Annotated in this window: 21 protein-coding genes; 3 read left to right on the forward strand and 18 right to left on the reverse strand. The window is 59.5% G+C overall.

From position 1 onward, the window contains the following. Nucleotides 1-109: 109 nt before the first annotated feature. From HV773_RS31925 to gloA, 13 genes are all read right to left on the reverse strand, one after another. Nucleotides 110-481 carry a serine O-acetyltransferase gene (locus HV773_RS31925; RefSeq protein WP_175197921.1) on the reverse strand — a complete coding sequence of 124 codons (372 nt, stop codon included), beginning with the start codon at nucleotides 479-481 and terminating at the stop codon, nucleotides 110-112. A gap of 75 nt (nucleotides 482-556) precedes the next feature. Next, a complete protein-coding gene (locus HV773_RS31930) occupies nucleotides 557-1837 on the reverse strand; it encodes an oligosaccharide repeat unit polymerase (RefSeq protein ID WP_129562800.1) in 1281 nt (426 codons plus the stop codon). Nucleotides 1838-1911: 74 nt separating this feature from the next. Beyond that, nucleotides 1912-2619: a WecB/TagA/CpsF family glycosyltransferase gene (locus HV773_RS31935; protein WP_281365319.1), complete on the reverse strand. Its 708-nt coding sequence runs from the start codon at nucleotides 2617-2619 to the stop codon at nucleotides 1912-1914. Nucleotides 2620-2742: 123 nt separating this feature from the next. Then, nucleotides 2743-3531: a heparin lyase I family protein gene (locus tag HV773_RS31940; protein ID WP_160113462.1), complete on the reverse strand. Its 789-nt coding sequence runs from the start codon at nucleotides 3529-3531 to the stop codon at nucleotides 2743-2745. A gap of 40 nt (nucleotides 3532-3571) precedes the next feature. Then, the gene (locus HV773_RS31945) at nucleotides 3572-4690 is read right to left on the reverse strand and encodes a glycosyltransferase family 4 protein (RefSeq protein ID WP_175197922.1); all 1119 of its coding nucleotides are present in this window, start codon (nucleotides 4688-4690) and stop codon (nucleotides 3572-3574) included. Next, nucleotides 4687-5901, reverse strand: a complete 1215-nt coding sequence (locus HV773_RS31950; RefSeq protein WP_129562804.1) for a hypothetical protein — start codon at nucleotides 5899-5901, stop codon at nucleotides 4687-4689. The genes HV773_RS31945 and HV773_RS31950 overlap by 4 nt, the downstream gene beginning before the upstream one ends. Nucleotides 5902-5985: 84 nt before the next feature. Next, nucleotides 5986-7230: a UDP-N-acetyl-D-mannosamine dehydrogenase gene (gene wecC / locus HV773_RS31955; RefSeq protein WP_129563397.1), complete on the reverse strand. Its 1245-nt coding sequence runs from the start codon at nucleotides 7228-7230 to the stop codon at nucleotides 5986-5988. A 29-nt stretch (nucleotides 7231-7259) separates the two neighbouring features. After that, complete coding sequence (wecB, locus tag HV773_RS31960; RefSeq protein ID WP_129562805.1) at nucleotides 7260-8411, reverse strand: non-hydrolyzing UDP-N-acetylglucosamine 2-epimerase; 1152 nt, start codon at nucleotides 8409-8411, stop codon at nucleotides 7260-7262. A 48-nt stretch (nucleotides 8412-8459) separates the two neighbouring features. Then, nucleotides 8460-10676, reverse strand: a complete 2217-nt coding sequence (locus tag HV773_RS31965) for a polysaccharide biosynthesis tyrosine autokinase (RefSeq protein WP_129562806.1) — start codon at nucleotides 10674-10676, stop codon at nucleotides 8460-8462. Nucleotides 10677-10679: 3 nt separating this feature from the next. Continuing rightward, nucleotides 10680-11120: a low molecular weight protein-tyrosine-phosphatase gene (locus HV773_RS31970; RefSeq protein WP_129562807.1), complete on the reverse strand. Its 441-nt coding sequence runs from the start codon at nucleotides 11118-11120 to the stop codon at nucleotides 10680-10682. Further along, nucleotides 11117-12313 carry a polysaccharide biosynthesis/export family protein gene (locus HV773_RS31975; protein WP_465263020.1) on the reverse strand — a complete coding sequence of 399 codons (1197 nt, stop codon included), beginning with the start codon at nucleotides 12311-12313 and terminating at the stop codon, nucleotides 11117-11119. The genes HV773_RS31970 and HV773_RS31975 overlap by 4 nt, the downstream gene beginning before the upstream one ends. A 62-nt stretch (nucleotides 12314-12375) precedes the next feature. Further along, complete coding sequence (locus tag HV773_RS31980; RefSeq protein ID WP_129562809.1) at nucleotides 12376-13785, reverse strand: undecaprenyl-phosphate glucose phosphotransferase; 1410 nt, start codon at nucleotides 13783-13785, stop codon at nucleotides 12376-12378. Between the two features lie 738 nt (nucleotides 13786-14523). Beyond that, entirely contained in the window at nucleotides 14524-14907 is a 384-nt protein-coding gene (gene gloA, locus HV773_RS31985) for a lactoylglutathione lyase (protein ID WP_129563398.1), read from the reverse strand. 182 nt (nucleotides 14908-15089) lie between these two features. Here gloA and panE point away from each other — a divergent pair, with 182 nt between their 5' ends. Next, on the forward strand, nucleotides 15090-16043 hold the full coding sequence (gene panE / locus HV773_RS31990; RefSeq protein WP_129562810.1) for a 2-dehydropantoate 2-reductase: 954 nt from the start codon (nucleotides 15090-15092) through the stop codon (nucleotides 16041-16043). 40 nt (nucleotides 16044-16083) lie between these two features. Here panE and rsmA read toward each other — a convergent pair whose 3' ends face one another. The 4 genes from rsmA to HV773_RS32010 form a co-directional block, all read right to left on the reverse strand. Beyond that, nucleotides 16084-16932 carry a 16S rRNA (adenine(1518)-N(6)/adenine(1519)-N(6))-dimethyltransferase RsmA gene (gene rsmA / locus HV773_RS31995; protein ID WP_129562811.1) on the reverse strand — a complete coding sequence of 283 codons (849 nt, stop codon included), beginning with the start codon at nucleotides 16930-16932 and terminating at the stop codon, nucleotides 16084-16086. Between the two features lie 14 nt (nucleotides 16933-16946). Beyond that, nucleotides 16947-17969: a 4-hydroxythreonine-4-phosphate dehydrogenase PdxA gene (pdxA, locus tag HV773_RS32000; protein WP_129562812.1), complete on the reverse strand. Its 1023-nt coding sequence runs from the start codon at nucleotides 17967-17969 to the stop codon at nucleotides 16947-16949. Nucleotides 17970-17992: 23 nt separating this feature from the next. After that, nucleotides 17993-19363 carry a peptidylprolyl isomerase gene (locus HV773_RS32005; RefSeq protein ID WP_174220064.1) on the reverse strand — a complete coding sequence of 457 codons (1371 nt, stop codon included), beginning with the start codon at nucleotides 19361-19363 and terminating at the stop codon, nucleotides 17993-17995. Nucleotides 19364-19465: 102 nt separating this feature from the next. Beyond that, nucleotides 19466-21853 carry an LPS-assembly protein LptD gene (locus HV773_RS32010; protein ID WP_129562814.1) on the reverse strand — a complete coding sequence of 796 codons (2388 nt, stop codon included), beginning with the start codon at nucleotides 21851-21853 and terminating at the stop codon, nucleotides 19466-19468. 295 nt (nucleotides 21854-22148) lie between these two features. Between HV773_RS32010 and HV773_RS32015 the strand changes: the two genes are divergently transcribed. Beyond that, nucleotides 22149-23198, forward strand: a complete 1050-nt coding sequence (locus HV773_RS32015; RefSeq protein ID WP_129562815.1) for an aminoglycoside phosphotransferase family protein — start codon at nucleotides 22149-22151, stop codon at nucleotides 23196-23198. 84 nt (nucleotides 23199-23282) lie between these two features. Further along, nucleotides 23283-23984: an N-acetylmuramate alpha-1-phosphate uridylyltransferase MurU gene (gene murU / locus HV773_RS32020; protein ID WP_129563399.1), complete on the forward strand. Its 702-nt coding sequence runs from the start codon at nucleotides 23283-23285 to the stop codon at nucleotides 23982-23984. A 28-nt stretch (nucleotides 23985-24012) separates the two neighbouring features. On the opposite strand, the gene HV773_RS32025 is transcribed toward murU, so the two are convergent. Continuing rightward, nucleotides 24013-25911 (reverse strand): ABCB family ABC transporter ATP-binding protein/permease, encoded by a 1899-nt coding sequence (locus tag HV773_RS32025; protein WP_129562816.1) that lies wholly within the window; start codon nucleotides 25909-25911, stop codon nucleotides 24013-24015. Nucleotides 25912-26086 lie beyond the last annotated feature (175 nt).

Raw genomic sequence — 26086 nt, forward strand, 5'->3', positions numbered from 1 at the left:
ACTGGAAGTCGGCGATGAACCAGTTTGCTATCCTGTTTGGCGACCGATTCACGCAGGCGCGCGGGTAACGATTCCTTTAACCGCCTCGCCCACAAAAATGCGGACAGGTTCAATTCGCTGGTACGTCCGCCAGCACTACAGCATTTGCTCCTATTTTTGCGCCGCGCCCGATACGAATTGGTCCGAGTACAGACGCACCGGCCCCAATCAGTACATTGTCCTCAATGAAAGGAGCCCCAGCTTTTCCGCTCCTCCCACCGATGACCACGTTCGGCGAAATGACGACATTGTCGCCAATTACCGCGTGACGATGAACTACGATTCCCAGACCTTGATAACCAAAAATCACATTTTTCCCGACCTTAACCGAAGGAGGAATGGATACAGAGAAAAGAATCCGATTGATCACCTTAAAAATCCACGGCAAGAATGGAATGTGAATTATGTAAAAAAGCCGCGAAACTCTGTAAATATAAATCATCTTCCCACCATAAATTTAGCCACCCAAATTTTCAAGGCATCATATGACATCCACCAACCAATAATAAGTATCAATCTATTTCACGAAACGAACAGATCGCCCCTTAATCAAATCAAAACACCTAATCACTCCAATGAATATTAAGAAGAAAACAAATCCCGCATCCCAATATCCATTGTGCACTGACATAATTGACATTGTGAGAAGATAGCAAAATCCAAATTTACCTAATGCCCCCCACCTTTTTGCCTTCTTCCAAAAAAAACCAATGCCAGCAGAAATTATAAAAAACCCAGTAAAAACACCGATGTATCCAAAATCAACATAAAGTGCTCCTTGCAGGGTTGGCGTAATACTCATAGGCCTTCCTGCCACCCAGCGAGCAGACGTAAGCTCCCCAATGATGTTTCTAGCTCCCCAGTGCTTTCCTGGCAAGAAAGTCTCGTAGTTACTGATAAATAGACCACCATACATGTATTGATGCAACGCACTGCCTATCGAACTGACGGTGTTCTGGCTGAAATCCAGCATTGCCAATGCTGGGACGAAGGGCCATAAATACTTGTGATCATTCACGTACCGAAAATCAATATTTCCGAAAAACGTGACCAGATCGTAGCTCTGGGAAACGCGATATGCGGCAAATATCGCTGCAAAGCCGGTTATCGCAAAAATTGCAACAAATCCAAATAAAAAAGCCTTCTTTCGCGGCATCCTGAAAACAATTTGGTAGACGTATATCACCAAAAAAAAGACAAGAACAGGAGTTCTATAACCAAAGCAGAGCACACCAGCTATATAAACAGCTATTTGAATTACGCTAATTTTCTTGTTATTTTCAAAATCAGATATCAATCTAACCAAAACCCAAAAACCATAAAACTGAATTAGATTGAAAGCTATCGCCGAATTACCAAACCGCTCTTCCCCCATAAAAAGAGGAATTCCACCACTCGTCAAAATAGTCAATAGCAGGCAGACAATAAAAATCAAAAGAAAAAATATTGTTAATTGCCTGGATCTTCTCTGCCGCAACATTGGCGTTACAGTTTTTTTCTCCACACCTCTGAAAAACACAAACGCCAACAAGAAACCAATTAACCCTGTTACAAACAATTTCCAACACAAAACCTTGTCATACGTGCCTCTAATCGTCCACGGCGTATCTATCAATCCAATAATATTGTAAGCGGTGTAGATTCCGAGAAACAGTATAAATGGGTTGACACGCTTCAAACCAGTTTCAGCAGATCGTCTCAACTCGCCTTCGTTAGCCAGACGTTTAATTAATGAAATTTTCGCGCGAGGCATCCTATCCCCCACCTTCTCACTATTACGCTCAAAAATCAGCACCACATCGCACTAGAACCAGTCACATCGAATAAAATTGCCTCATCAATTCATCCGAATATAACCTGTTCACGCCGCTATTACTGGCGTGACTGAAGATATGCCTTTCCAAGCATATAAACGAACTTCGCATTGGTTACCAAATACCGTTTCCACATACGTCGTGGTTCTTGAATAACCCTATAAAACCATTCCAAGCCACTTCTCTGCATCCATTTGGGAGCGCGCCGCACCTTACCTGCAACAACGTCAAATGTACCGCCGACACCCATGACAAAATCGACACCAAGCCGCCCCTTCCATCGCTCAATGAATACCTCCTTCTTTGGTGACGTAATGGCCACAAAGAGTAAACGCGCGCCAGAGCGCCTAATTTCATCAACCTGATTTTCTTCGTCATCCCAGAAATAGCCATTATTAAACCCGGCTACTTTAAGTCCAGGATACTGCCCACTCAAACTACTGACAGTCTTCTCCACGACTGCATCGGTGGCTCCAAGTAAATAGATTGGTATTCTCCTCTCTCTCGCCATCTCAACAAGTTTATAAAAAAGATCAACCCCCGAAACCCGTTCAGGGACATGATTTCCGAGCAAACGCGCCCCCCAAACTACACCCATTCCGTCGATATTGATAATGTCACAATTCCTGACAGAAGATGCGAGATCGGGATTCGACTGCATATGAACAAGCTTTGCAGCGTTAACCACAACATGCTGCGTAAATACACGGCGCTCCACCCTGTCAGCGATCCAGTCGACAGTTTCCTCCATAGTAGAAGAATCCATAGGGCAGCCAAATACATTTATTTTGTTCATAGCATAAAGGCCAATTTATATAATTTCCGGATTTGTCGCGACGAATTGACCAATTTTCCGAACCCGCTGCTCAAATTTATTCCACGAAGCACATCATCTATTCAAATTAGATGAATTTCTTCGAAGAATAGAAACACGTCCGAAATACATTGTTCTTATGTCAACATCAGTTGGCTTTGTTTTCCACCCGGCTTTATATAAGCCAAATTTCAGATACGCTGCGTCGTCGCCCGGGTATGCGTTTGGAACACCACGAGTCTGAAAAACAACCCCTCCATCTTTGAGCAACTCTGTAACCGCGTTCTCTCCGGTATCGTCGGGAATGTAACGTAAAGTCCAATCCACGACTCGCCCCCTATCAGCCTCCGGGCTCCCGAATATTTTCCCGACAGAGTCTGTAGATTGCCCCGTTCTACTGCGCACACCATACCCCGTGTCCGTCGAGAAAAAAAGCGCAAATGTTGGATATCCCCAGTGAATTTGAGCCCCCTGATGAATCTGCATAATGACCTCGGGTTGCTTTTTATCAAATTTATAATTTCCCGGAATGTATGTCTGCCACCTGACGAAATACTCTTCATTCCGATGAAATTTTATGTACTCCCCAAACGATATTTCTGCACGAGGCACCCCATTGGCCACGTTCTCATAATTCTCGTCACGTGAAATTGTCACCTTGAGAGCGTGTGGCATCGCAGAATTGGCAAGGTCGACAACCTGGATGGAATCCCTGTTTGGCATCTGGTACTGAATTTTGCTGTCGACACCGTGTCCCCACGCGGACGAAAACAAAACGTCGAACCCCGGTGTCCCGCTAGCATCAGCAAGCACGGTGCAAGGAGTTACCAGTAGAAAAATGGCAGCTAACCAAGCTTTATCCAATTCAGACCTCATTCATATAAGGAACATGTCCTGCAGTTGACTAGCGGGCCTCCATCACAACCGCATCAATGACTCGCTTCAAACGGACGGATATATTTCGAATACCAAATGAGTCATCGATCCAAATCGCCCCGCTTCCCCAGACGATCTTCGAATTCAAGCGACTCGCCTCCTCAATGGCCAAGGCAAGTTTTTTTTCACCAAGTTCATCAACATAAATTGCTCCGCCAGGACGAATGACTTCCATTACTGGTAGATGACGGAACGCAACGATCGGCAAGTCATAACATTGAGCTTCCACAAAACTCATTCCGAATGAGTCAACTTTGCTCGGAAGGCAGAAGACATTTGCTCCCGACAAAAGGTTAATTTTGTCTTGACCGAAAACCCATCCTACCAACGCAACCCGTGAGCTCAGTCCGTATTTCTCAATGTCAGCTTTGATTCCTTCGACCAACTCGCCGTCACCAGCCACCACGAGACGAAAATTCTCGGGAAGGCATGACATCGCACGAACTGTTTCGGCAATACCTTTACCTTCAACAAGACGCCCCATCGTCAAAACAGTGATCTCCCCATTGATGCCCCCTATACGCTCGGGGTAAGGCGCATGGACCCGGTAAGGATTCGGTACGACATTCGCTTTTGAAGCTAAATCGTACTTCTCCAACAAGGCACGCGCGTACGATGTCAGCACAATGACCTGGCTAGATAGTCCAATCAGTGTCCTGAAAATCCAGCGCCAGGTTTTGCGCTTCAGATAACTCTCAAGGTAAGGTGTATGCAAGTAGACGATTACATGTTGCCTTGCAAGCCCGCGCAAAAACATGGCAAGAGCAAGCATTCTGATAATGCAAAATCCTGAACCCGGATGCAGATGAAAGACAAGTTGTGACTGACTCTCTCTGAAAATCATCCCGGCGCATCGAAAGAAGGAGCACAGCCAAGGAGCGAACTTTCCCCACATGTCCCGGCCGTTGTGAGTTGAAATAAATTCGGTCCTGCCTAACAGGTCCAATGCCTCGATGTACATCGGAATAACCGTGGCAACGCCACCCTTCCCTCCCCGCGGCTCAGTGGACAGGACTACATTACGTAATTTCATCGCAAAGCCCGTATTTTCTCTTTCGTTACCAACACAACCCGCATGACTGATCAACCAGCTCTGACAGCTGGCGTCAAAAGCGGCGCGCTGCGCCGCTTGAGCATGATGTTGCGTAGGCCTGTCACGAGAATGCATACAACCAGCACAAACGCGAAGTTAAGTCCGCCAAAGACCGTGTAGAAAATACCCAGCGCCGCGACAAACAGCCCACAGGAGATGAAATTGATAGACATCGACTTGCGACTCTCTTCACACACCATCAACACATTGCTGTGCGCTGTACTGAGCATGCTGAGACAGCTTTGTGCGCAAATCGCAAGGCTGCAAATCATCTCGTACTCAAGCCCCTCGTGTGCCCCCTTAAAGAGCGCGAACCCGAGTACGATAAATGCATTCACCAGCAGTGCCCCACCGGAAGCTTTCATGATTTCGCGGTTGGTTTGCGCAGTGATCTGCGCCAAAGACTTTCCTGCGCTCACTTGCCTGCTTAGGTCAGGAAGACGGTACATTGATATTGCGCGAGGAATCAACCCACTGATGGCACTGATGGACGCAAAAAGCGATATCACCCCTGCGAATCGGGAACCGTCGGTATAGTTTGCAATCGGCACGAGACTAAGCGCGACCCCACCGGAAAGGAAATTCGTGAAGCCGAACTCAATCCCCTTCAATTCGAATTTCCCCAACCAAGAGAATCGCGCGGGTAGTCCTACGTTCAGCAGCATCAGCACGCCAGTGGCTGCTAACGCGACTCCCAAAGGCAATCCCGCACTCATCCCCAAGCTATGGAAGGCGACTATGCAGCCAGCAGTCGCAACGAGAAGAAAGGCGTCGTAGGCAATCACGCGACGGTACTCTCTCATTGAAAGAAAGTAGTGCCGCGTCACTTGATAAAACGTCCATCCCAGCATAATTGTCACGATTTCCAAGCCGGAGATCTCCGGCTTGAGAAAGTGCGACCATACAGCGACCCCCAACCCACAAAACAGCAGCGACACGACCGCCATGCGCAGCAACTCGTAGAACCGTTGAACCCGTTCGTTCCGATCCTTAGCAGCCGGCACGCGAGCCAAGATCAACGTGGCCCAACCGATTGCCGTAAAGAATGCCAGTATCTGCGCGACGGAAAACGCTGAAGCTGCGCGCCCGAGATCGCTCAAAGAATAAATATTCTGAATACTCATGAACGCCAACACGCGATAAAGTCCCGGCATGCCAGTCGCGATGATTGCCTCTGCCTTTCCGATCAATCGTCCGTAGCCCATAGTCAACTCACTTTTGCCCGAAAGACATTCCTATCCGGTACCACACGACGGAAACGCCTTCGGTAACGCGCTTCAGTTGTCGACTCAGGCACGCGCCAAAATCCCACGCGTATCAATCACCACCTTCGCCTGCAAGCGAATTGGATCGACCTGCTTGAACTGCGAGTGGTCAACAAGAATCACGATCACGTCGGCCTCGGCCAACGCCGTACGCAAGTCGCAAAGATGCAGAACACCGTGCAATCCCGTCGGCAGTTCACGAATATTCGGCTCGACAGCCACCACCTGTCCCGGGAAGCGCTGACCAAGCTCCTTCGCAATCTCAACAGCCGGACTCTCACGCAGATCATCGATATTCGCCTTGAACGCCAGACCAAGACACGCAATGACTGGCTCACGGAAGCGCTTGGCTGCGTTCTCCACTCGCTCGATCACCCAATGCGGCTTGTCGTCGTTCACATTACGGGCCGCACGAATCAAGCGAGCCTGCTCGGGAGCCGAATCCACGATGAACCACGGGTCCACAGCGATGCAATGACCACCCACGCCCGGCCCCGGCTGCAGGATATTCACGCGCGGATGGCGATTCGCCAGCTTGATGAGTTCCCACACGTTGATGTCCAGGCGATCGCAAATCAGCGAAAGCTCATTCGCGAAGGCAATATTCACGTCGCGGAACGAGTTCTCCGTGAGCTTGCACATCTCCGCCGTACGCGCATCCGTGACGATGCACTCGCCTCGCACAAACACTTGATAGAGCTCACGTGCCGCTTCGCTGCAACGGCTCGTCAAGCCGCCAATCACCCGGTCGTTCTCCACCAGCTCGCGAATCACGTGGCCCGGCAGCACGCGCTCGGGGCAATGCGCCACGCGTACATCCGACGCCTCACCCATCTGCTGAGGAAACGTCAGGTCCGGCCGCATTTCCGCCATCCACTCGGCGATCTTTGCCGTTGCGCCAACGGGTGAGGTCGACTCGAGCACGATCAGGTCGCCCTTCTTCAGTACGGGTGCCACCGCGCGGCTCGCCGCCTCGATATAGGAAAGATCAGGCTTGTGGCCATCCGAGAACGGCGTGGGAACTGCGATAAGGAATGCGTCGGCGGGCTCTGGAATCGTGGTCGCCCGCAAATAACCCTGCGTCACCGCGGCATGCACGAGCATGTCGAGTTCAGGCTCAACGATGTGAATGGCGCCCCGATTGATAGTGTCGACAGCATGTTGATTCACATCGACGCCAATCACCTTCTTGCGCCGCGCGGCAAATGCCGCCGCCGTTGGCAAACCAATGTAGCCGAGCCCTACAACCGAGATCGTTTCAAAGTTCATGATGTTGGTGCCTTGATTAGTCGTTGCCTTCACGCCGCGCGAGGCGCGGCATTCCAACTGGTCTTCAATGCTTCCGCTATACGTCCGCATGCCCGACCATCTCCATACGGGTTACCGCCTCGGCTCATCGCCGCATACGCCGCGCTGTCGTCGAGCAATCGCGAAACACCCTCGACAATCGCCCGCACTCCGGTGCCGACAAGCTCTACGACGCCGGCATCGATCGCCTCCTGACGTTCGGTCGTATCGCGCATCACGAGCACCGGCTTGTGCAACGAAGGCGCCTCTTCTTGAATGCCGCCCGAGTCGGTCAGGATCAGATACGAGCGGTCCATCAAGCTCACGAACGGCAAATAGTCGAGCGGTTCGATCAAATGGACGTTGGCGATACCCGTGAGCAGGCGATTAACCGGCTCGCGCACGCTCGGATTCAGGTGCACGGGGTAAACAATGTCGACATCCGGATACGCGTGAGCCAATTGCGAAAGTGCGGTACAGATGCGCTCGAAGCCGTCGCCGAAGCTCTCGCGGCGGTGCCCCGTGACCAACATCAGACGCCTGTTCGCATCCTGCAGCGCGGGCAAGCCGCTCTGGGCTTTAGCGCGCAAATCTGCGTCGCTGGCCAGGCGCCCACGCACATGCAGAAGTGCATCAATCACTGTGTTTCCAGTCACGATGATCGAAGCATCATTTACGCCCTCGGCCAGAAGGTTCTGGCGTGCCCGTTCCGTAGGTGCGAAATGGAGCGTCGCGAGCGCACCTGTCAATTTGCGATTCGCCTCTTCAGGCCATGGCGAAAGCAAATTGCCCGTACGCAGGCCGGCCTCCACGTGGCCGACTGGAATGCGTCGGTAGAACGCGGCAAGCGTCGCTGCCATCGTCGTGGTCGTATCGCCGTGCACGAGCACCACGTCAGGGCTGGCTTGTTCCAGCACACCGCTCATGCCGGACAAAATCGACGTTGTCACACCATAGAGGTCCTGACCGGGCTTCATGACATTCAGGTCGAAATCCGGTTCGATGTCGAAAAGTGCAAGGACCTGGTCGAGCATTTCGCGATGCTGTCCAGTCACGCACACCTTGCAATCGAAATCCGGATCGCACTGCAAACGTTGCACGAGCGGAGCCATTTTGATCGCTTCAGGCCGCGTTCCAAACGTTAGGAGTACTTTTTGTTTCATCGTCGTGATCTCGTACAAACAGCCGCCAAGGAGGCTGGAATCCTTGCGTTAGTCGCCCTTCTTCCGATAATCCGAATACGCGCCGTAAGCAGCACCACGCTGCGGCACGTCGGTCAGCAACACGCCATCCACCGCAACGCCCGCGCTGGCCAAGTGGCGTGTCGCCTCTCTCAATTCCGCAGCGGAATGCCGGCCGTGGCGCACCACCATGAGCGTCGCGCCCGCCTCCTTGCCGATCAGCACGGGATCGGTCACTGCAAGCACAGGTGGCGAATCCACGATCACCATGTCGTAAGCCGCGGCAAGCGACTTGAGTACCATCGCAAAGCGCTCGCGCAGCAGGAGTTCCGAAGGCCGATCAGGTATTGCGCCCGCCATCATGACGTCGAGGTTAGGTAGCACCTGGCGATGAATGACCTCGGCGGACTCGCACCCTGTCAGCACATCTGAAAGACCCGGTTTGCCGTTGATCGAGAAATAGGAATGCACATCGCCGCGCCGCATATCGGCGTCAATCAGCAGGATGCGCTTGCCTGTCGAAGCAAGCACCGTCGCCAGATTCACGGACACGAACGACTTGCCCACGCCGGGCCGCGGCCCCGTGATCATGACGATGTTGTTCTCGGGTTTGAGCACGCCAAACTGCAGCGCCGTACGCAGGCTGCGAAGCCCTTCAACCGCGACGTCGTCCGGGAAGGCTGCCGCCAGCACACCGGGCTTGGACGGATTGCGGCGCACCGACTGCTCAAGCGCAAGTTGCTTGTCGCTATGCGAGATGATCGCGTAGACGGGCACCTCCACGGCGCTCTCGATCTCTGCGGGGCTTTCCAGACCGCGATTAAACATCCGGCGCCCGAGCGCCACAACGCAGCCAAGTATTAGGCCCAGCACGGCCGCAAGTGGAATCACGAGGAGTTTCTTGGGGCGCACCGGCTTTTCCGGCACGACGGCGAAGTCCACCGTACGCACGTTACCGAGTTGCCCCGCCTTCAACACGCGCAATTGCTGCGTGCTGTCGAGCAGCTTCATGTAGAGGTCGGTGTTCACCTTCACATCGCGCATGAGGCGCAGTGCCTCTTGCTGCGTCTGCGGCAGTCCGCTCACCTGATGTTCGTATTGATCCTGGAGTTGGTCCAGTTCTGCGATGCGCGCATCGACAGCCGCAACTGCGGGATGCGAGGGCGTGTAGCGCTGGACCAACTCGGCGCGTTGTTGCTGCATTTCTGTCAAACGGGACTTCGTCTCCACCACGGCTTGCAGCAAAAGCTTGCCTTGAGCATCGAGATCGATGGCGCCGCTCTTCGCGCGAAATGCGTTGTAACGTGCTTCCGACTGATCAAGATCGGCACGCAGTTGAGGCAACTGCTCGCCGAGGAAGTTGAGCATCTGCTCCGCCTGCGCCGATTTGCGGTCGACGTTGCGCTGCACGTACAGGCTCGCGATCATGTTGATCGTTGCGGTGATGCGCTGGGCGTCCTCGCCATCGAGCTTGACGCCGATAATGCCCGACTGCTTCGTTTTCTCGGCAATGTCCAGGTTCTTTTGCAGGTCCTCGACTGTCTGTTGGGTCGAATAGCGCTTGAGATCGAAGCGCGTCCCAGGTCTCGCCACCAGCGAGGCCACCGTCAGCCGTACCGGCCCCTCGGCGACTACGCCGCTTGCCGCTTCGCCCACGCGCGCGCGCAGCACCACGCTTCCGTCCGGGTCCATGAGCTCGTAACGTTCAGCGTCGAGCGGGTGCAGTTTGAACTTCTTTTCATACAGCGCCACTGGTACTTCGAACTGCGAAACACTGATGCGTTCGCCGCCCCACGCATAGCTCGCCATACCGAGAACGGGCTTCGCCAGACTGGCATCGCCCCCATCCTGCGATCCGCGGGCAATCGCCCCACCAATCAATGGAAAATAATGCGGTTTCGCACTCACATCCAGATGCAGCCGGGTCACTGTCTCGCCCACGACCATGCGCGAGCGGATCAATTCGATCTCCGCGTCCGCAGTCGCCTTGTTCTGGAACAGCGATGCAAGGTCGCCGAGCTTGTCGTTGATCGACCCGGTTCCCGAATCGTCATCGACCTGGATGACGGCATCCGCGCGATAAACCGGCGCGCCGAGAAAGGCGTATGTCGTACCGAGGAGCAGCACGCATACCGCCACGATGACGATCTGCTGCCAACCTTCGCGAAGGACATTAAAAATTTCGGAAAGATCGATTTCGTCGTCATCGGCCTGTTCAGCCGGATGGTTTTGCTTAAGAAGGGTCATGATTCAGTGCGCCATTCCTGCCAGTACGTCACTCCAATGCGCGACGCCGTGCTCGATCTGCGCGAATGCGAGTTCGAATGCCACGCGATGGCGCTGATACGGGTCGACGACATCGACGCCGTCGTTCTCGTTGAGCCGATAAACCTTGCCTCGCGCATACGGCCACGCTTGCTCGATCTGCTCACGCTGAGTCCGGGTCATCGTCAGAATGAGATCGGCCGCGCGTACCTGTTCGTCGGTGAGCGCAGTGGCAACGTGCGTTTCGAGCTGCACGCCGCGCTTACGCGCCATTTCGAGCACCAGCGGATCCGCGCCCTCCCCAACCAGCGCATGCGTGCCAGCGGAACTAAAGCCGATATCGGGCAGCGCCTGCGCGAGCATGGCGCAGGCCAACGGACTGCGGCAGATGTTGCCTTCGCAAACCACCAGAACGCGATCGATCATTTGGCCACCAACCCAGCAGTCAAGCCCGCGTTAATGGCCGGAATCAACAGCGTCAACACGCGGTTGAAGCGAACAAGACCGTTGCCGTCGACGTACACGACGTCCTTGGGCTGCAGATCGAATTCCTTGGCGACCAGCATGGCCACCGGCGAGCGTCCGTCGAGGTGGAAGACCTCGGGCGTGCCGCTGAGCGACCCACGAATCACAAACATTTGTGCTGCATCGGCTGTCGACGAATTGACGCTGCCTGCCTGTGCAATAGCATCTGCCAGCGTGATGCGCCCCGTGCGGCGCGGGATGGCCGAGATCGGCTTGTTGACTTCGCCCATGACGTAGACGTCGTTTTCGTCGCGTGCGATCACACGCAGCAGATCGCCTGGCTGGAGATAGAGCTTCGAAGGACTCACGCCGCCGGCCAGCATTTGCGTCATATTGATACGGTGCGAAGTGCCGCCGCGCACGAGCACGAGATCGCTCTGATCAGCCGTATCGGCGAAGCCGCCGGCGCGCGACACGGCTTCGTACAACGACATCGGGACGTCGTTCACCGCCACCACGCCCGGACTGCGCACTTCGCCGTCGACGTACACCTCATGGGCACGATAGGACGCCATGCGCACCGTCACCTGCGGCTTGACGAAGTAGCGCCCGAGCGCAGCGCTCAAGCGGCGCTGCACTTCCTCGGTGCGCAGTCCGGCAACGCGCATCGTTCCCGCATAGGGAAACGTCAGTTCGCCAGCCTGATCCACCACGAAACCCGAAGACGGGTCGCCGGCCCGCGTTGATGCCTGCACCTGGGCTGAGCCGGTGGCAGCCGCGAGTTCAGGGTGGTCCCACACCACGATCTGCAGCACGTCGCCCGGGCCGATGCTATAAGGCTGCGGCACAGCGGAAAGCAACTTGACCTGAGCCTGCTGCCTGGCGCGGCGCTCTTCATGAATGCGCCGCACTAGTGCCACGTCCATTTCGGTGATGGCGATCTCGGGGGTCGCACGGGTTGCGTCAGCAACCTGTTTCGCCTTCGAACCACCCTCGGCAGCAGTGGACGAAGCGTCGGTCGGCATAGCATTCACCGGCTGCAAGTAGGTAGTCTCCATGCGCATGCCCGGTGCCACCCCGCACGCGGCCAACACTGAACACATCGCAACAGCGACGCTCACCCGGGAGACCGGAATGGTTCTAGCGCGACACATGCCTCGGTGCGCGGGAGCCGACAGCTTTTTCAATCGTTTCAACACTTCAGCGTTCCAGCCAATCAATAAGCATTGCGATGAACCAGTCCCTTGTAGATCGTCGCGAAGACGATCTTCATGTCGAGCCAGAAGGACCAGTTGCTGAGGTAATACAGATCGTGCTCGACGCGGCCCCGCATCTTTTCGATGCGATCGGTTTCGCCGCGAAATCCGTTCACTTGCGCCCAGCCCGTAATACCGGGCTTGATGCGATAGCGATGGATATAGTTGTCCACGATGTCCTGATAAAGCGTGTCGTGCTCGATGGCGTGAGGCCGTGGACCGACGACGGACATCTCGCCGCGCAGCACGTTGAGGAACTGCGGCAGTTCGTCGAGACTCGTGCGACGCAGGAATGCGCCCACGCGCGTGATGCGCGGGTCGCCGCGCTTCGCCTGCTCGACTACGCCGAGGGTCTGGGCGTGCAGGCGCATGCTGCGGAATTTGTAGATGTTGAAAACCTTGCCGTTGGCGCCCTTGCGCCGTTGTGTGAAAAGCACCGGGCCGCGTGAACTTGACTTCACTGCAATTGCAATGGCGAGCAGCAGCGGCGAGATCACGAGCAACACGAAGCAGGCGAACAGACGGTCGAAGACTTCTTTTTGCACGAGCGCCTCCGCCGAGATCGGAGAGCCAACGAGATTGATTGCCGGCGTGCCGCCGAGATTCACCATCTCGCCTTCGAAGAGCGCCAGATTGCTGACGTCTGGAATAAAGCGAATGTTGATCAGGTCGTTGCGGAAGAGCTCGGTGAACTCGAGAATAGTTCGCTCTTCGGAAAGCGGCAGCGCGAGCCAAAGCTCGTCGATGCCGTAGCGGCGCACATAAGACGCGAAGCCTTCCCGGTCCCGAAACGCCGGCACGCTGCCGGGCGGCTCGCCGAGATCCGGGCCGGAGTCGAATATGGTGGCCACGTGATAATCCGAATCGGGCGTCGTGTCGACCTTGTGCAACAAATGACGACAGTGCATGCCGCTGCCGACGATCGCGACGCTTCGGTAGCTTGCGGCCTGATCCGCCCGGTGCAAGCTGAATGCGGAATCCAGCAACCGGCACGCGATGAGCCCAAGACCGGAGACCAGCGCCCACTCGGAAAACCACGCGAGTGCGGGATGGTACGGCCGATGCATCACGGTGGCGACCAATGTGGTGCCTGCGAGCGTGAAGAGCCATACGATGCCGGGCACGCAAACGCAACGCCAGAACAGGTGCGTGCGCGCAGTGCGGTACAGCCCGAAGAGGGGAAACACCAGCAATGCGGCTAGCAGCGTGAACGCAACGAGAGCGCTGTCATATCCGGCGTGCCCTGGCATACCTTCGCCGGACACCGTGATCTGCGCCCCCACTGCGATGACCAGCATGTCAAGCAGGCGAGCCCCAAGGCTGCTGTGGGTGGACGGTGCTCCAGCCTCGGTTTGAATAGGCAAGTTCATCGCATTTCCTTCGAATGTTCGTGTTCCCGCGCGATAGCGCCTGCGCGGCTGCTTGGGAGGCCGGGTGCTGCCGATTGGTGGCCAGAAGCAGACGGATCATTCGATAAGGTTCCAGCCACACGGTGAACCCGAATATGCATAGAACATAGGACTGCCTGGTTGAAGGAAAGCCTGCATTTTGTGAATCGCTCTCAGAGAATTCTGGGTACTCGCGCGTTGCAAGGAATTCGATTTCCACAAGCTTCCGAAGACGGCGTCTTCGCCGACTTCACACGCGAGATACTTCCCCAGAATTGTTTTGTAGTTAGTTAATATCCGAGGGACAGAGTCTCGTCTGCCGAGCTATTCTCGTATATAGGAATGCTCCGAATTGGTCTCGCGAAGTAACGCCTGGACACCGTGAAGGTGTCTTGAAATACGTCTCACATCCTATCCAGCGGCTTTAGGCACAGATGTTCGCCATCTTTAAATTAGGATGGGAAAATAAATGTATCGAATTGTATCCGGCAAGATGGAAAGCTAAAAATGCGTCGATGTTTTAGCGATGCCTATCGATCAATCGAATGTATTCACCGAATAACATCCGAATTTTCATTCAATCGATGAGGGTATTTTCAAATTTGTTTAAATTGCGCTTTACTTCTCTTTTTATTGTCAAGCGCCCTACCGATTTACAACTTATTCCAACAAATATGATAGCGACGTCAGAATAACCTGACGTCGCCGTGCGAAAAAGTTTTACTTCTTCTGGATAAACTCGATCTTGTATCCGTCCGGATCGGTCACGAATGCGATCACCGTCGTCCCGTGCTTCATCGGCCCGGCCTCGCGCACTACCGTGCCACCCTGTGCCTTGATCTTCTCGCAGGCGGCGTAGGCATCGGCCACCTCCACCGCCAGGTGGCCAAAACCCGTGCCCAAATCATACGAGGGCGTATCCCAGTTATGGGTGAGCTCGATCACCGTGCCATCGCGTTCATCGGTGTAGCCGACGAACGCGAGCGTGAACTTGCCTTCGGGAAAGTCTTCGCGGCGCAGCAGTTTCATGCCGAGCAATTCGGTATAGAAATTGATCGAGCGGTCCAGGTCGCCAACCCGGATCATCGTGTGCAGAAGGCGCATCGTGTACTCCGTATTGCCATCGTCGAAAACGCGACTGTACCAAAATCGCGCCGGCCCTGCCGACGCCGGCCGCGCCAGGCAAGCCGTACCGATTTGCTCTAGCATGGACGCCATCTCAAAGCGGCCGGGGGCGACGCAACCCGGCCAGCATTGCCGACAACAAGCGAAGCAAAGGAGCCGACATGCGGATTCTGGTGGTGGGTGCAGGCGCGACAGGCGGTTATTTCGGTGGGCGGCTCGCCGCCGCGGGGCGCGATGTGACGTTTCTGGTGCGCGAGGCGCGCGCTGCGCAGTTGCGCAAGGACGGCCTTGTGATCCGCAGCCCGCATGCCGGCGATCTCACGCTGCGCGATCCAAAGACCGTGACACGCGAGGCGCTCGAGTCGCCGGGCACTCAGCCGTTCGATGTCGTGCTGCTGAGCTGCAAGGCCTACGATCTCGACAACGCCATCGACTCGTTCGCAGCGGCCGTCGGGCCCCACACCGCCATCCTTCCATTACTCAACGGAATGGGGCATCTGGAGTTGTTGCAGGCGCGCTTCGGCACGCAGGCCGTACTCGGCGGCGTCTGCCTGATCGCCTCCACGCTCAACGACAAGCGCGAGATCGTGCATCTGAACGACGCACAGGCCATCTCGTTCGGCGAGCTCGGCACTGGCGTCTCGCCACGCGTGGAAGCCATTGCCAGCACCTTCGGCAATGCCGGCTTCAATGTGAAGGCCAGCGAGAACATCCTGCAGGAAATGTGGGAAAAGTGGGTGTTCCTCGCAACGCTCGCGGGCAGTACATGCCTGTTTCGCGCGCCGGTGGGTGTCATCGTCGCGACGCCGGACGGTGCGGCCACCATCGAGCGCCTTTTCACCGAGTGCCGCGCGGTGGCCGCCGAACATGGGCACGCCGTGCGTGAGAGCTTCCTCGAGCGCTCGCGCGCCATGCTGTTCGCTGCCGGCTCGACGCTCACGGCTTCGATGATGCGCGACGTACAGAACGGCTCGCGCATCGAGGCCGATCACATTCTCGGCGACCTGATCCGTCGCGGTAGCGCGGCGCCACGCGCATCGAGCGAGCTTTCGGTGCTGCGGATCGTCTACAGCCTGCTCAAGGCATACGAGGCGCAACGCGCCGAAGCGGGTTGACGCCTTCAAAGAAAGGGACGGCGCCCGCTTACTCGTCCTCTTACGCCGCCGGTGCGTTGCCCGATGACGCCTGCGCGGCCTCGACGGCCTGGGCAACGCGCACGTACTCATCCACCGGCACGTCTTCCGCGCGGCGCGCGAGGTCGAAGCCGAGCGCTTCGAAATCCACCCGCTCGCGGTAGTCGCCAAGCGTGTTGCGCAGCATCTTGCGCCGCTGCGAGAAGGCCGCCGTCACGAGCTCGCCGAGAATCGCCGCATCCACTTTCGGCAATTCGTGCGGCGCGTACGGGATCATGCGCACGATCGCCGAATCCACCTTCGGCGGCGGCTGGAACGACTCGGGCGGCACGTCGAGCATCTTGTCCATCACGTAGCGATACTGAAGCATCACCGTGAGGCGGCTGAACGCCTTGCTGCCGGGCTCCGCCACCATGCGCTCGACGACTTCGTTCTGCAGCATGAAGTGCTGATCGATCACACGCTCCGCGAAGGTCGCGAGATGGAACAGCAGCGGGCTCGAAATGTTGTACGGCAGGTTGCCGACGATGCGCAGCGTGGGTTTCTCCCCCGGCGCCGCGAGCGAGCCGAAATCGAACGCCAGCGCATCGCCCGCATGCAGTTCGAGCAGCGGCCCGAACTTTTTGGTGAGACGCGCGATCAGGTCACGGTCGAGCTCGACCGCGTGCAGCGGCACTTCGGGTGTGGCGAGGCGCTCGATCAGCGGTTCGGTGAGCGCGCCGAGGCCTGGCCCGATTTCGACCATGCGTTCGCCGCGCTGCGGGCGAATGACGTCGACGATCGAGTCGATCACGCCCGTGTCGACGAGGAAGTTCTGGCCGAAGCGCTTGCGCGCGAAGTGGCCCTGGTGCTGTCTGCTGCTATTGGACATCTTAGTCAGGTCAATCAGATGGCGCGCCGGTGGCGGGCCATCGAAACGGCGGTGTCGATGGCGGCGATCAGGCTGCCCGCGTCCGCGCGGCCAGTGCCGGCGAGGTCGAGCGCGGTGCCATGATCGACGGACGTGCGCACGATCGGCAGGCCCAGCGTCACATTGATGCCTTCGCCGAACGTCGCGTATTTCAGGACCGGCAGGCCCTGATCGTGGAACATTGCCAGCACGCAATCGGCCTCGTTGAGGTAGCGCGGCTGGAACAGGGTATCGGCGGGATACGGCCCGCGCGCATCGATGCCAACGGCTGTGGCTTGCGCGAGCGCCGGCGAAATGACGTCGATTTCCTCACGCCCGAGGTAGCCGTTTTCGCCCGCATGCGGATTCAGTCCCGTCACGAGGATGCGCGGCGTGGCCACGCCGAAATGGTGACGCAAATCGTGGTCGACGATACGCAGCGTTTCGAGCAGCCCGTCGATGGTCAGCGCCGCCGGCACGTCCTTGAGCGGCAGATGCGTGGTGGCAAGCGCGACGCGCAAGGGTCGAGCGCCGGTACCCGCGAGCATCATGACGACGCGCGGCGTCTTCGTGCGTTCGGCCAGGTACTCGGTATGGCCCGTGAACGGCACGCCGGCGTCGTTGATCGTGCTCTTTTGCAGCGGCGCGGTCACGATGGCGTCGAACTCCCCGGCCATGGCGCCGTCGATGGCGCGGTCGAGCAGCGCGAGCACATACGAGCCGTTGGCGGCGTCGAGCTTGCCGGCTTTCGCCGGCGCGGCGAGCGCGATGGGTTCGACGCTCACATGCTGGCCCGCCAGCACGGCGGCCCAATCGACGCTGGCTGCCGCCGCGCGCGTTTGCATGAGAAGCGGGTCGCCGAGCACGACGAATTGCGCGCCGGGCCAATGCACCGAGGCGCCCGCGAGCGCGCCGGCCGTGAGCTCGGGGCCCACGCCGGCCGGTTCGCCGGTGGTGATGGCGATGCGAACCGGCCGCGGCCCCCGCGGCGCAGAAGACGATGAGGCGGGAGCATTCACGGCGCGATTCCTTTGTAGACGGGTCAGTGTTGCTGCGGCGGGGTCAAGCCGCTGATCTTGTAGTCGACGTAGGCGCTGTCACGCAACTGGCGCAGCCAGTCGGCGTAGGCCTGTTCCGCCTTGCGCTGGCCGATGGCCTGGCGCGCGAGATCCATCTGCTGCGCGACCGAGCCTTCCGCTTCGCGGCGTCCCAGCACCTGAATCAGGTGGTAGCCATATTCGGTGCGCACCGGATCGCTGATCTGGCCGTCCTGGAGCGTGTTCATGGCGCGCTCGAATTCGGGCACGGTTTCGCCCGGGCTGATCCAGCCGAGGTCGCCGCCCTGCGAGGCCGAGCCGTCCTGCGAGTAGGTATGCGCGAACTTCGCGAAGTCGCCGCCAGCCTGCACTTCCTTCTTGATTTCCAGCAGCTTCTGGCGCGCCAGCGGCTCGGACATGCCGTCGCCCACGCGCAGCAGAATGTGGCGCACGTGCGTCTGCACGAGTTGCGGCGCCGAGGCGCTCGTGCCCTGCCCCTGGCGGCGCTCGACGAGACGAACGATTTCAAAGCCGTCATTGGTGCGGATCACCGAGGGATTCACTTCGCCCGGGCGCAGCGTGGCCGCCGCCGTCACCAGTTCGGGCGGCAGCTTCGCGGGCGGCAGGAAGCCCATGTCGCCGCCCTTGCTGGCGTCGGCCGCCTGCGAGTTGGACTTCGCGAGGCTCGAGAACTTGCTGCCCGACTGTGCCTGCTTGAGGAGATCGTCGGCCTTCTTCTGCGCGACCTCGATGTCGGTCTGCGACGCGTTCAGCGGCGCCTTGATGAAGATGTGCTCGAAGTGCAGGTCGTTTTGCTGGCCCGCGTTCGGCCCGCGCTGGCTCGCGATGTAGTTCGCGACTTCGGCGTCAGTGACCGAGATCTTGCTGTCCACTTCCTTCTCGCGCAGCTTCGAGAGCGTGAGTTCGGTGCGCGCGTCGCCCATGAACGTCGACCACGGCACGCCGGCCGCCTCGATGCGTGTGCGATAGGTGGCGAGGTCCATGCCGTTGGCTTGGGCTAGACGCTCGAGCGTGCGCTGCACGGCGGCGTCGTCGACCGTGATGCCGTCTTCCTTGGCCTTTTGCAGCTGGATGCGCTCGAGCACCATCTGGTTGAGCACCTGCGCCTGCAGCTGGTCCATGGGCGGGACCGGCGCGTTCTGCTGGTTCAGGCGGCGCGTGATGAGGCCAACGCGGTTGTCGAGCTCGCGCTGCGTGATCACGCCGTCGTTGACGACCGCCGCGATCGTGTCGGCGGTGCGGCCGCCGGCGGGCGCGAGCCCTTGTGCGAACGCCGGCGCGGCCGGCAACAGTCCTGCGACGGCAAAGATGCTCGCAGCAAACGCTGCCAGGCGAAGCTTTTTCATGATTCCCACTGATACTCCAAAGTTGGCGGGCAGCTTCGCCCGTCTCTATGCAACCGACCTCGCGCTGTATCCGAACGCCAGGCCTTGCGGCCGCATGCGCCGGTTCACGCGTTATTGGTAATCCGTGAAGCGCGACGGCAGCGGCAACTGCCCCGGCGGCTGCGTATAGCCCGGCACGCTGGCCTTGAATGCCGAAATGAGACCGTTGTCCACGTTCGACAGCCCCTTGAGCGTGAGCTGCGCGAGAAAGCGCGTGGCCGAATTGCTGCCGCCCGTGGTGTTGATCCCGTTCGCGTAGCGCTGCACGCCAACGCCGAGCGCCCAGCAATCCGCGTCGTACTGCATGCCGACCAGGCCGTCGACGACTCTGTGGCCGTTCAAATCGTAGTTGAAGCGGCCCACAGCGTACACCCGATGCGAGAACGGCCATTGGGCCGAAATCAGGATCTGGTTGATCGGCTGATTGTCGAGCGTACTGTTGTTCTCGCGCGTGTAGCGATACGCGACGTTCAGCACGCGGCTCGGCCCCGGACTATAGCCGAAGCCGACGCTCGCCTTGGTCAGCTGGCCCGCGTCGGCATTATATTGGAACGCCGTTTCCGAAGCGAAACCGCCCCCGATCTTTAGCGACATCCCCGCAATCAGGTCGGAATGCGCCGACCCCGAAGTCGGGGCCGGTTCGCCCGCGACAGGCGGCAGCAGCGTGACACGCTGGTCGGTGAAATAGTACTGCTGCGCGATCACGAAGCGCGCGCGCTCGTCGCCCGTGGCCGCGTCGATGAAGCGCGTAGTCAGCGCCGCCGTGAGGCGGTTCGCGTCGGCGATACGGTCGTTACCGACGAAGGTGTTGGGCGTGAAGATCTCCGCGAGGCCGAAGTCGGACTCGGCGGTGTCGAAAAGGGGCGCGAAGTCCTGGTTGCGGTACGGTGTGTACACGTAGTACAGGCGCGGCTCCAGGGTCTGGATAAAGTCCTGGCCGAACAGCTGCACCGAGCGGTCGAACACAAGCCCCGCGTCGAAGCTGACGGTGGGGATCGATTCAGTGAAGCTCTTGGGCGTGCCCGCGGGCGAGCCCGTGCCGATGTTGCTCAGGTTGTAGTCCGCGAAGTGCCATTGCACTTTCGGCGTGACGAAGTAACCCGGCCCCATCAGCGAGTACGACAGGTACGGATTGAAGACGACGCGGTCGCCTTCGGTCGCATCGGCCGTCGTGATGCGGAAGCGCGAGTAGTCGGCTTCCATGCCGTAGTCGAAACCGCCCACGTTGTACTTCGCGTATTTCACGTTGAGCTCGGGCTCGCGGCCGTACGGCGCAGTCGACGGGGACAGTGTCTGCCAGTGCTGGTAGCGGCCGAGCACGGACCACGGCCCGTTGCTGTACGTAAGGCCCGCTTCCTGCTGATACAGCGTCTGCGTGCCGTTCAGGAACTGATTGGCGGGCGACGCCAGGTCTTCCGGATAGGTGTTGTCCGAGACCTTGTTGTAGTAAATGTAGCCGCCGAACCCGTTGCCGAAGTTCTGGTTGTGCTGGATGAACAGCGCGTAGCGGTTGGTCTTCGTAATCGCGTCGTTGGGCAGGAACGTGCCGGTGATCGTGCCCGAGTAGTTCGTCGACAGATACCGGTAGTTGCCCTCCAGGAACACGCCGCGTTTCGAGATGATCTCGGGCGTGAACGTGAAGTCGCGGTTCGGCGCGATGTTGAAGTAATACGGCATCGACAGCTCGAGGCCGTTCGTCGAACTGACCGAGAACGTCGGCGGCAGCAAACCGCTGCGGCGTTCGCCTGAGAGCGGAAACGAGAACCACGGGCTCGCCAGGATCGGCACATCCTGGAAGAACAGCACACTGTTGTGCGCGACGCCTTCGTCCGAACCCGTGTCGAAGTCGAACTCGGTGCCCTTGATGTACCAGGCCGGATCCGACGAGCACTGGCAGGCCGTGTAGGTGCCGTTGGTGAGCACCGAGCGCTCGCTGTCGAGCAGGTCCGCGCGCTCGGCGCTGCCCGAGCCGCCCGTCGCCGAGAAATGGTACTTCGGTGCGGACATGAAGCCTTCGTTCGCCTCGACCTTCAGGTGCGCTTCGGGGCCGGCGAAGGTAGTGCCGCTCTGCGAGACGACGACATTGCCGTACGCGTCGGCCATGTCGGTGTCCTGGTCGTAGTGCAGCGCATCGCCCTTGACGATGTTGGTGCCCTGGCGCAGCTCAGCCGCGCCCTTGACAGCGAAGTCGGTGCCCGACGTGCCGGTGGTCGATTCGCCGAGCACGAACGTGGCCGGACGCTGACCGGGCGCTCTCGGCTGCTCCTCGAGCTGCGGGGAAAGGCGCAGGCTCCACGCGTCGTCCAGCCGCTGGGGCTGCGCAGCGTCACCCGCAAGCTGGGCGTGCGCAAGCGCGGGCATGAGACCCGGCATGGCCACGAGCGCCGCGATGAGCCGCCGCTTGCCCGGCACGCCGTCGTCACTTTTAGAGATCGTCTGGAAAAACTGTCTGGGCGGCATGTATGGTTTTGGCGTATCGGCCCGTCAGCCTGCCCGCCCATCACGGACCTGGCGCCAGTGCATCGACAGAAGGGCCCCGGCCCGGGCGAGAATCCGGTTGGGGGCGACGGTCGAAGCAACTATCAAGGCAACCCAAGGCAACTGCACGCACAAATATTTACAATTCATCGGATGATGGACTGACGATAAATGTGGTGAGCGAACCGTCATGCAGGCTTTGGCGCGAGTCGCGTCAAAAAAGTCGTGGGGTATTATATGGCAAGACGTTGATCCACTGATTTTGCCTCTGGTTTTCATGACCCTCACAGCCCCGCCCGCCCCGGCCGACGCCCGCCGCGACCTGCTCGCCGCCTGGCTCGCCGATCACGCAGAAAAATACGCACTCGACCTCGCCACGCTCGCTCCGGCCTCCGCCGACGCAAGCTTTCGGCGCTACTTCCGGCTCGCGAGCGCCGGCGCGCACGGCGCCACGCTGATCGCCGTCGACGCGCCGCCGCCCGAGAAATGCCGCGAATTCGTGCAGATCGCGCAGTTGCTCGAGGCCGCCGGCGTGCACGTGCCGCGCGTGCTGGAAGTCGATCTCGACGCCGGGCTCATGCTCGTGACCGACCTCGGCACGGCGCCCTACCTCAAGGCGCTCACCGATGCCGGCCCCGGCCCCCAGGCGCGCACGCTCATGCGCGACGCCATCGACGCGCTGATCCGCGTCCAGCTTGCCTCGCGCGAGGGCGTGCTGCCGGCGTTCGACGATGCTTTCCTGCGCCGCGAGATGGAACTCATGCCCGAGTGGTATCTGGAGCGCCACCTCGGCCGCAAGATCGACGAGGCCACGCGTGGCATGCTCGATCGCACCTTCGCGCTGCTGAGCGCCAGCGCGCTCGCCCAGCCGCAAGTCTTCATGCTGCGCGATTTCATGCCGCGCAATCTCATGATCGCGACGCCCAACCCCGGCGTGCTGGACTTCCAGGACGCGGTGCACGGCCCGATCACGTACGACATCGCCTCGCTGTTGCGCGACGCATTTCTGAGCTGGGACGAGGAGTTCGAGCTCGACTGCTTCGCCTACTACTGGGAGCGCGCGAAGAAGGTCGGGCTGCCCGTGGATGCGGACTTCGGCGAGTTCTACCGCCAGCTCGAATGGATGGGCCTGCAACGCCACATCAAGGTGCTGGGCCTGTTCTGCCGCATCAACTACCGGGACGCCAAGCCGCATTACATGGCCGATCTGCCGCGCTTTCTCGACTACGCGGGCAAGGTCGCGCATCGCTATCGGCCATTGGTGCCGTTCGCGCGACTCATCGACGAGCTGCAGGGCACGAGCGCCGACGTCGGCTACACGTTCTGATCGCGCCGCCCCACCACTATCATTCCTGACAAGGTCGAAATCATGACGCGTGCCACTGCAAGGGACACGGCCGAGCGCACGGCGATGATCTTCGCCGCCGGGCGCGGCGAGCGCATGCGCCCGCTCACCGACACCTGCCCCAAGCCGCTGCTCGAAGCCGGCGGCAAACCGCTCATCGTCTGGCAAATCGAGCGGCTCGCCGCCGCGGGCTATACGCGCATCGTTATCAACCACGCGTGGCTCGGTGCGCGCATCGAAGCCGCGCTCGGCAATGGCGCTCGCTTCGGCGTGCAACTGCTCTACTCAGCCGAAACCGATGCGCTGGAAACAGCGGGCGGCATTGCGCAGGCGCTGACGTTGCTGGAGCCCACCGGCGAGCCGGCCGTATTTCTCGCCGTGAGCGGCGACGTCCATAGCGACTACGACTTCGGCATGCTGAACGCACGCGCCGAGGCGCTCGCGGCACAGCCCGAACCGGGCATGCATCTCGTGATGGTGCCCAACCCGCCGTTTCACCCAGTAGGCGACTTCGCGCTAGGCGCAGACGGCCTGCTCGCGCTCGACGGCGCGCCGCGCTACACCTTCGGCAATATCGGGCTCTACGACACGCGCATGTTCCGCGCGCTGCCGCGCGGAGAAAAGCGCGCGCTCACACCGTACTACCGCGAGGCCATCGCGGCGCGGCGCGCAAGCGGCGAACTCTTCGAGGGGCTCTGGGAGAACGTGGGCACGCCCGCGCAGCTCGCGGCGCTCGACACCGCGTTGCGCGCGCCGCAGCGCGGGTGATGCGCTCGGTGCCCAGTCAAGCGCGCATTCAATGCCCGCGCTCGGCATTAACCGGAACGGGCTCTGCTGCGGCCTGTTCTGCTTCGTTCGCGCGCTGCTGCTGCAGCGCCCACATCTGCGCATAGTGACCTTCGGCGCGTAAAAGCTCCGCGTGAGTGCCGCGCTCGACGATGCGTCCGTGATCCATCACGATGATCTGCTGCGCGTGGATGATCGTCGATAGCCGGTGCGCGATCACGAGCGTCGTGCGCTCGCGCGCGATCAAGTCGAGTTCGTGCTGGATCGCGCGCTCCGAGCGCGAATCGAGCGCCGAGGTCGCTTCGTCGAACAGCAGGATCGGCGGGTTCTTGAGCAGCGTGCGCGCGATCGCGACGCGCTGCTTCTCGCCGCCCGAAAGCTTCAACCCGCGCTCGCCCACCGGCGTGTCATACCCCTTCGGCAGGCTCTCGATGAACGCGTGAATGTGCGCCGCGCGCGCCGCCGCGATCACCTCTTCGCGGCTCGCCGAGGGCCGGCCGTAGGCAATGTTGTAGTAGATCGAATCGTTGAACAGCACCGTGTCCTGCGGCACGATGCCGATCGACGCGCGCAGCGAATCCTGCGTCACCGCGCGGATGTCCTGGCCATCGATCGTGATGGCGCCGCCCGTCTCTTTCTCGAGATCGTAAAAGCGGAACAAGAGGCGCGAGAGCGTCGATTTTCCCGAGCCGCTATGGCCCACCACCGCCGTCGTCGTGCCCGCCGCGATGGTGAAGCTCACGTCGTGCAGAATCTGGCGCGCGGGCTCATAAGCGAAATTCACGTGCGAGAAGCGCACCTCTGCGCCGCGCACTGCAAGCGCAGGCGCGCCCGGCGCGTCGGGCACCTCGCGCGCGACGGTCAGCAGGTTGAACATGCGATCCATGTCGGTGAGGCTCTGCTTGAGCTCGCGATACACCACGCCGAGAAAATTCAGCGGAATGTAGAGCTGCAGCATGAAGGTGTTGATGAGCACGAGGTCGCCCAGCGTGAGCTTGCCCGCCATCACGCCCTGGGTCGCGCGCCACAGAATGAACACGAGCCCCGTGCCGATGATCGCCTGCTGCCCGAAATTCAGCGCGGACAGGGATTGCTGCGACGTGATTGCCGCGGCGCGGTAGCGACGCAGGTTCTCGTCGTAGCGCTGCGTCTCCCAAGCTTCGTTGCCGAAGTACTTCACCGTCTCGTAGTTGATGAGCGAGTCGATCGCGCGCGAATTCGCGCGCGAATCGAGCTCGTTCATCGTGCGCCGGAAATGTGTGCGCCACTCGGTGACCTTCACCGTGAAGACGATGTACGCGGCCAGCGCCACGAGCGTGACGATCGCGTAGTAGGCCTCGTATTTCACCGTGAAAAAGCCCAGCACGAGCCCCACTTCAACGAGCGTCGGCAAGATGCTGTAGAGCGAGTACGAGATGAGTTGCGTGATGCCGCGCGTGCCGCGCTCGATGTCGCGCGACATGCCCCCGGTCTGCCGCTCCAGATGAAAGCGCAGCGAAAGCGAATGCAGATGGCGGAACACCTTGAGCGCAAGCTGGCGCACCGCGCTCTCCGTCACTTTCGAAAACAGCATCTCGCGCAGCTCGGTGAACAGCGACGTCGAAAGCCGCACCGCCGCGTACGCCACCACGAGGAGCCCCAAGCCGCTCATCAGCACGATGCCGGGCGCGTGCTCGGCGCGCCCGAGCGCGGTGAGGTGCTGCACGGCCGCGAGGTTGTCGACGATGTGCTTCATCACCACCGGCACGCCGAGGTTGGCGACCTTGGCGCCGATCAGGCACGAGAGCGCGAACGCCACGCGCCATTTGTAGGCAGTGAGATAAGGCAGCAGCGAAACGATGGTCTGCCAGTCGTTGCGCGGCCCGGCGACGGGCGGCGCGGGTTCGTTGGAAGCGGGAAAGCGGCGCATGGGCGAGCGGCAATGAGCGTGCCGCGGGTGGGCGCCCGACGAGTCGAGGGCGCGCGCGGGAAGCACGGCGTGTTGTTAGCGGAGTGGAAGACGGGTGCCGGCGCGAGACTGGGCGCCGTTCCGGCCGCACCGCCGCGCCTGCTGCTTTCCCGTACAATTCCTGACACCGTATTGT

The organism is Paraburkholderia caffeinitolerans, from assembly GCF_902859945.1.
In the GTDB taxonomy this organism is placed as follows: Bacteria; Pseudomonadota; Gammaproteobacteria; order Burkholderiales; family Burkholderiaceae; genus Paraburkholderia; species Paraburkholderia caffeinitolerans.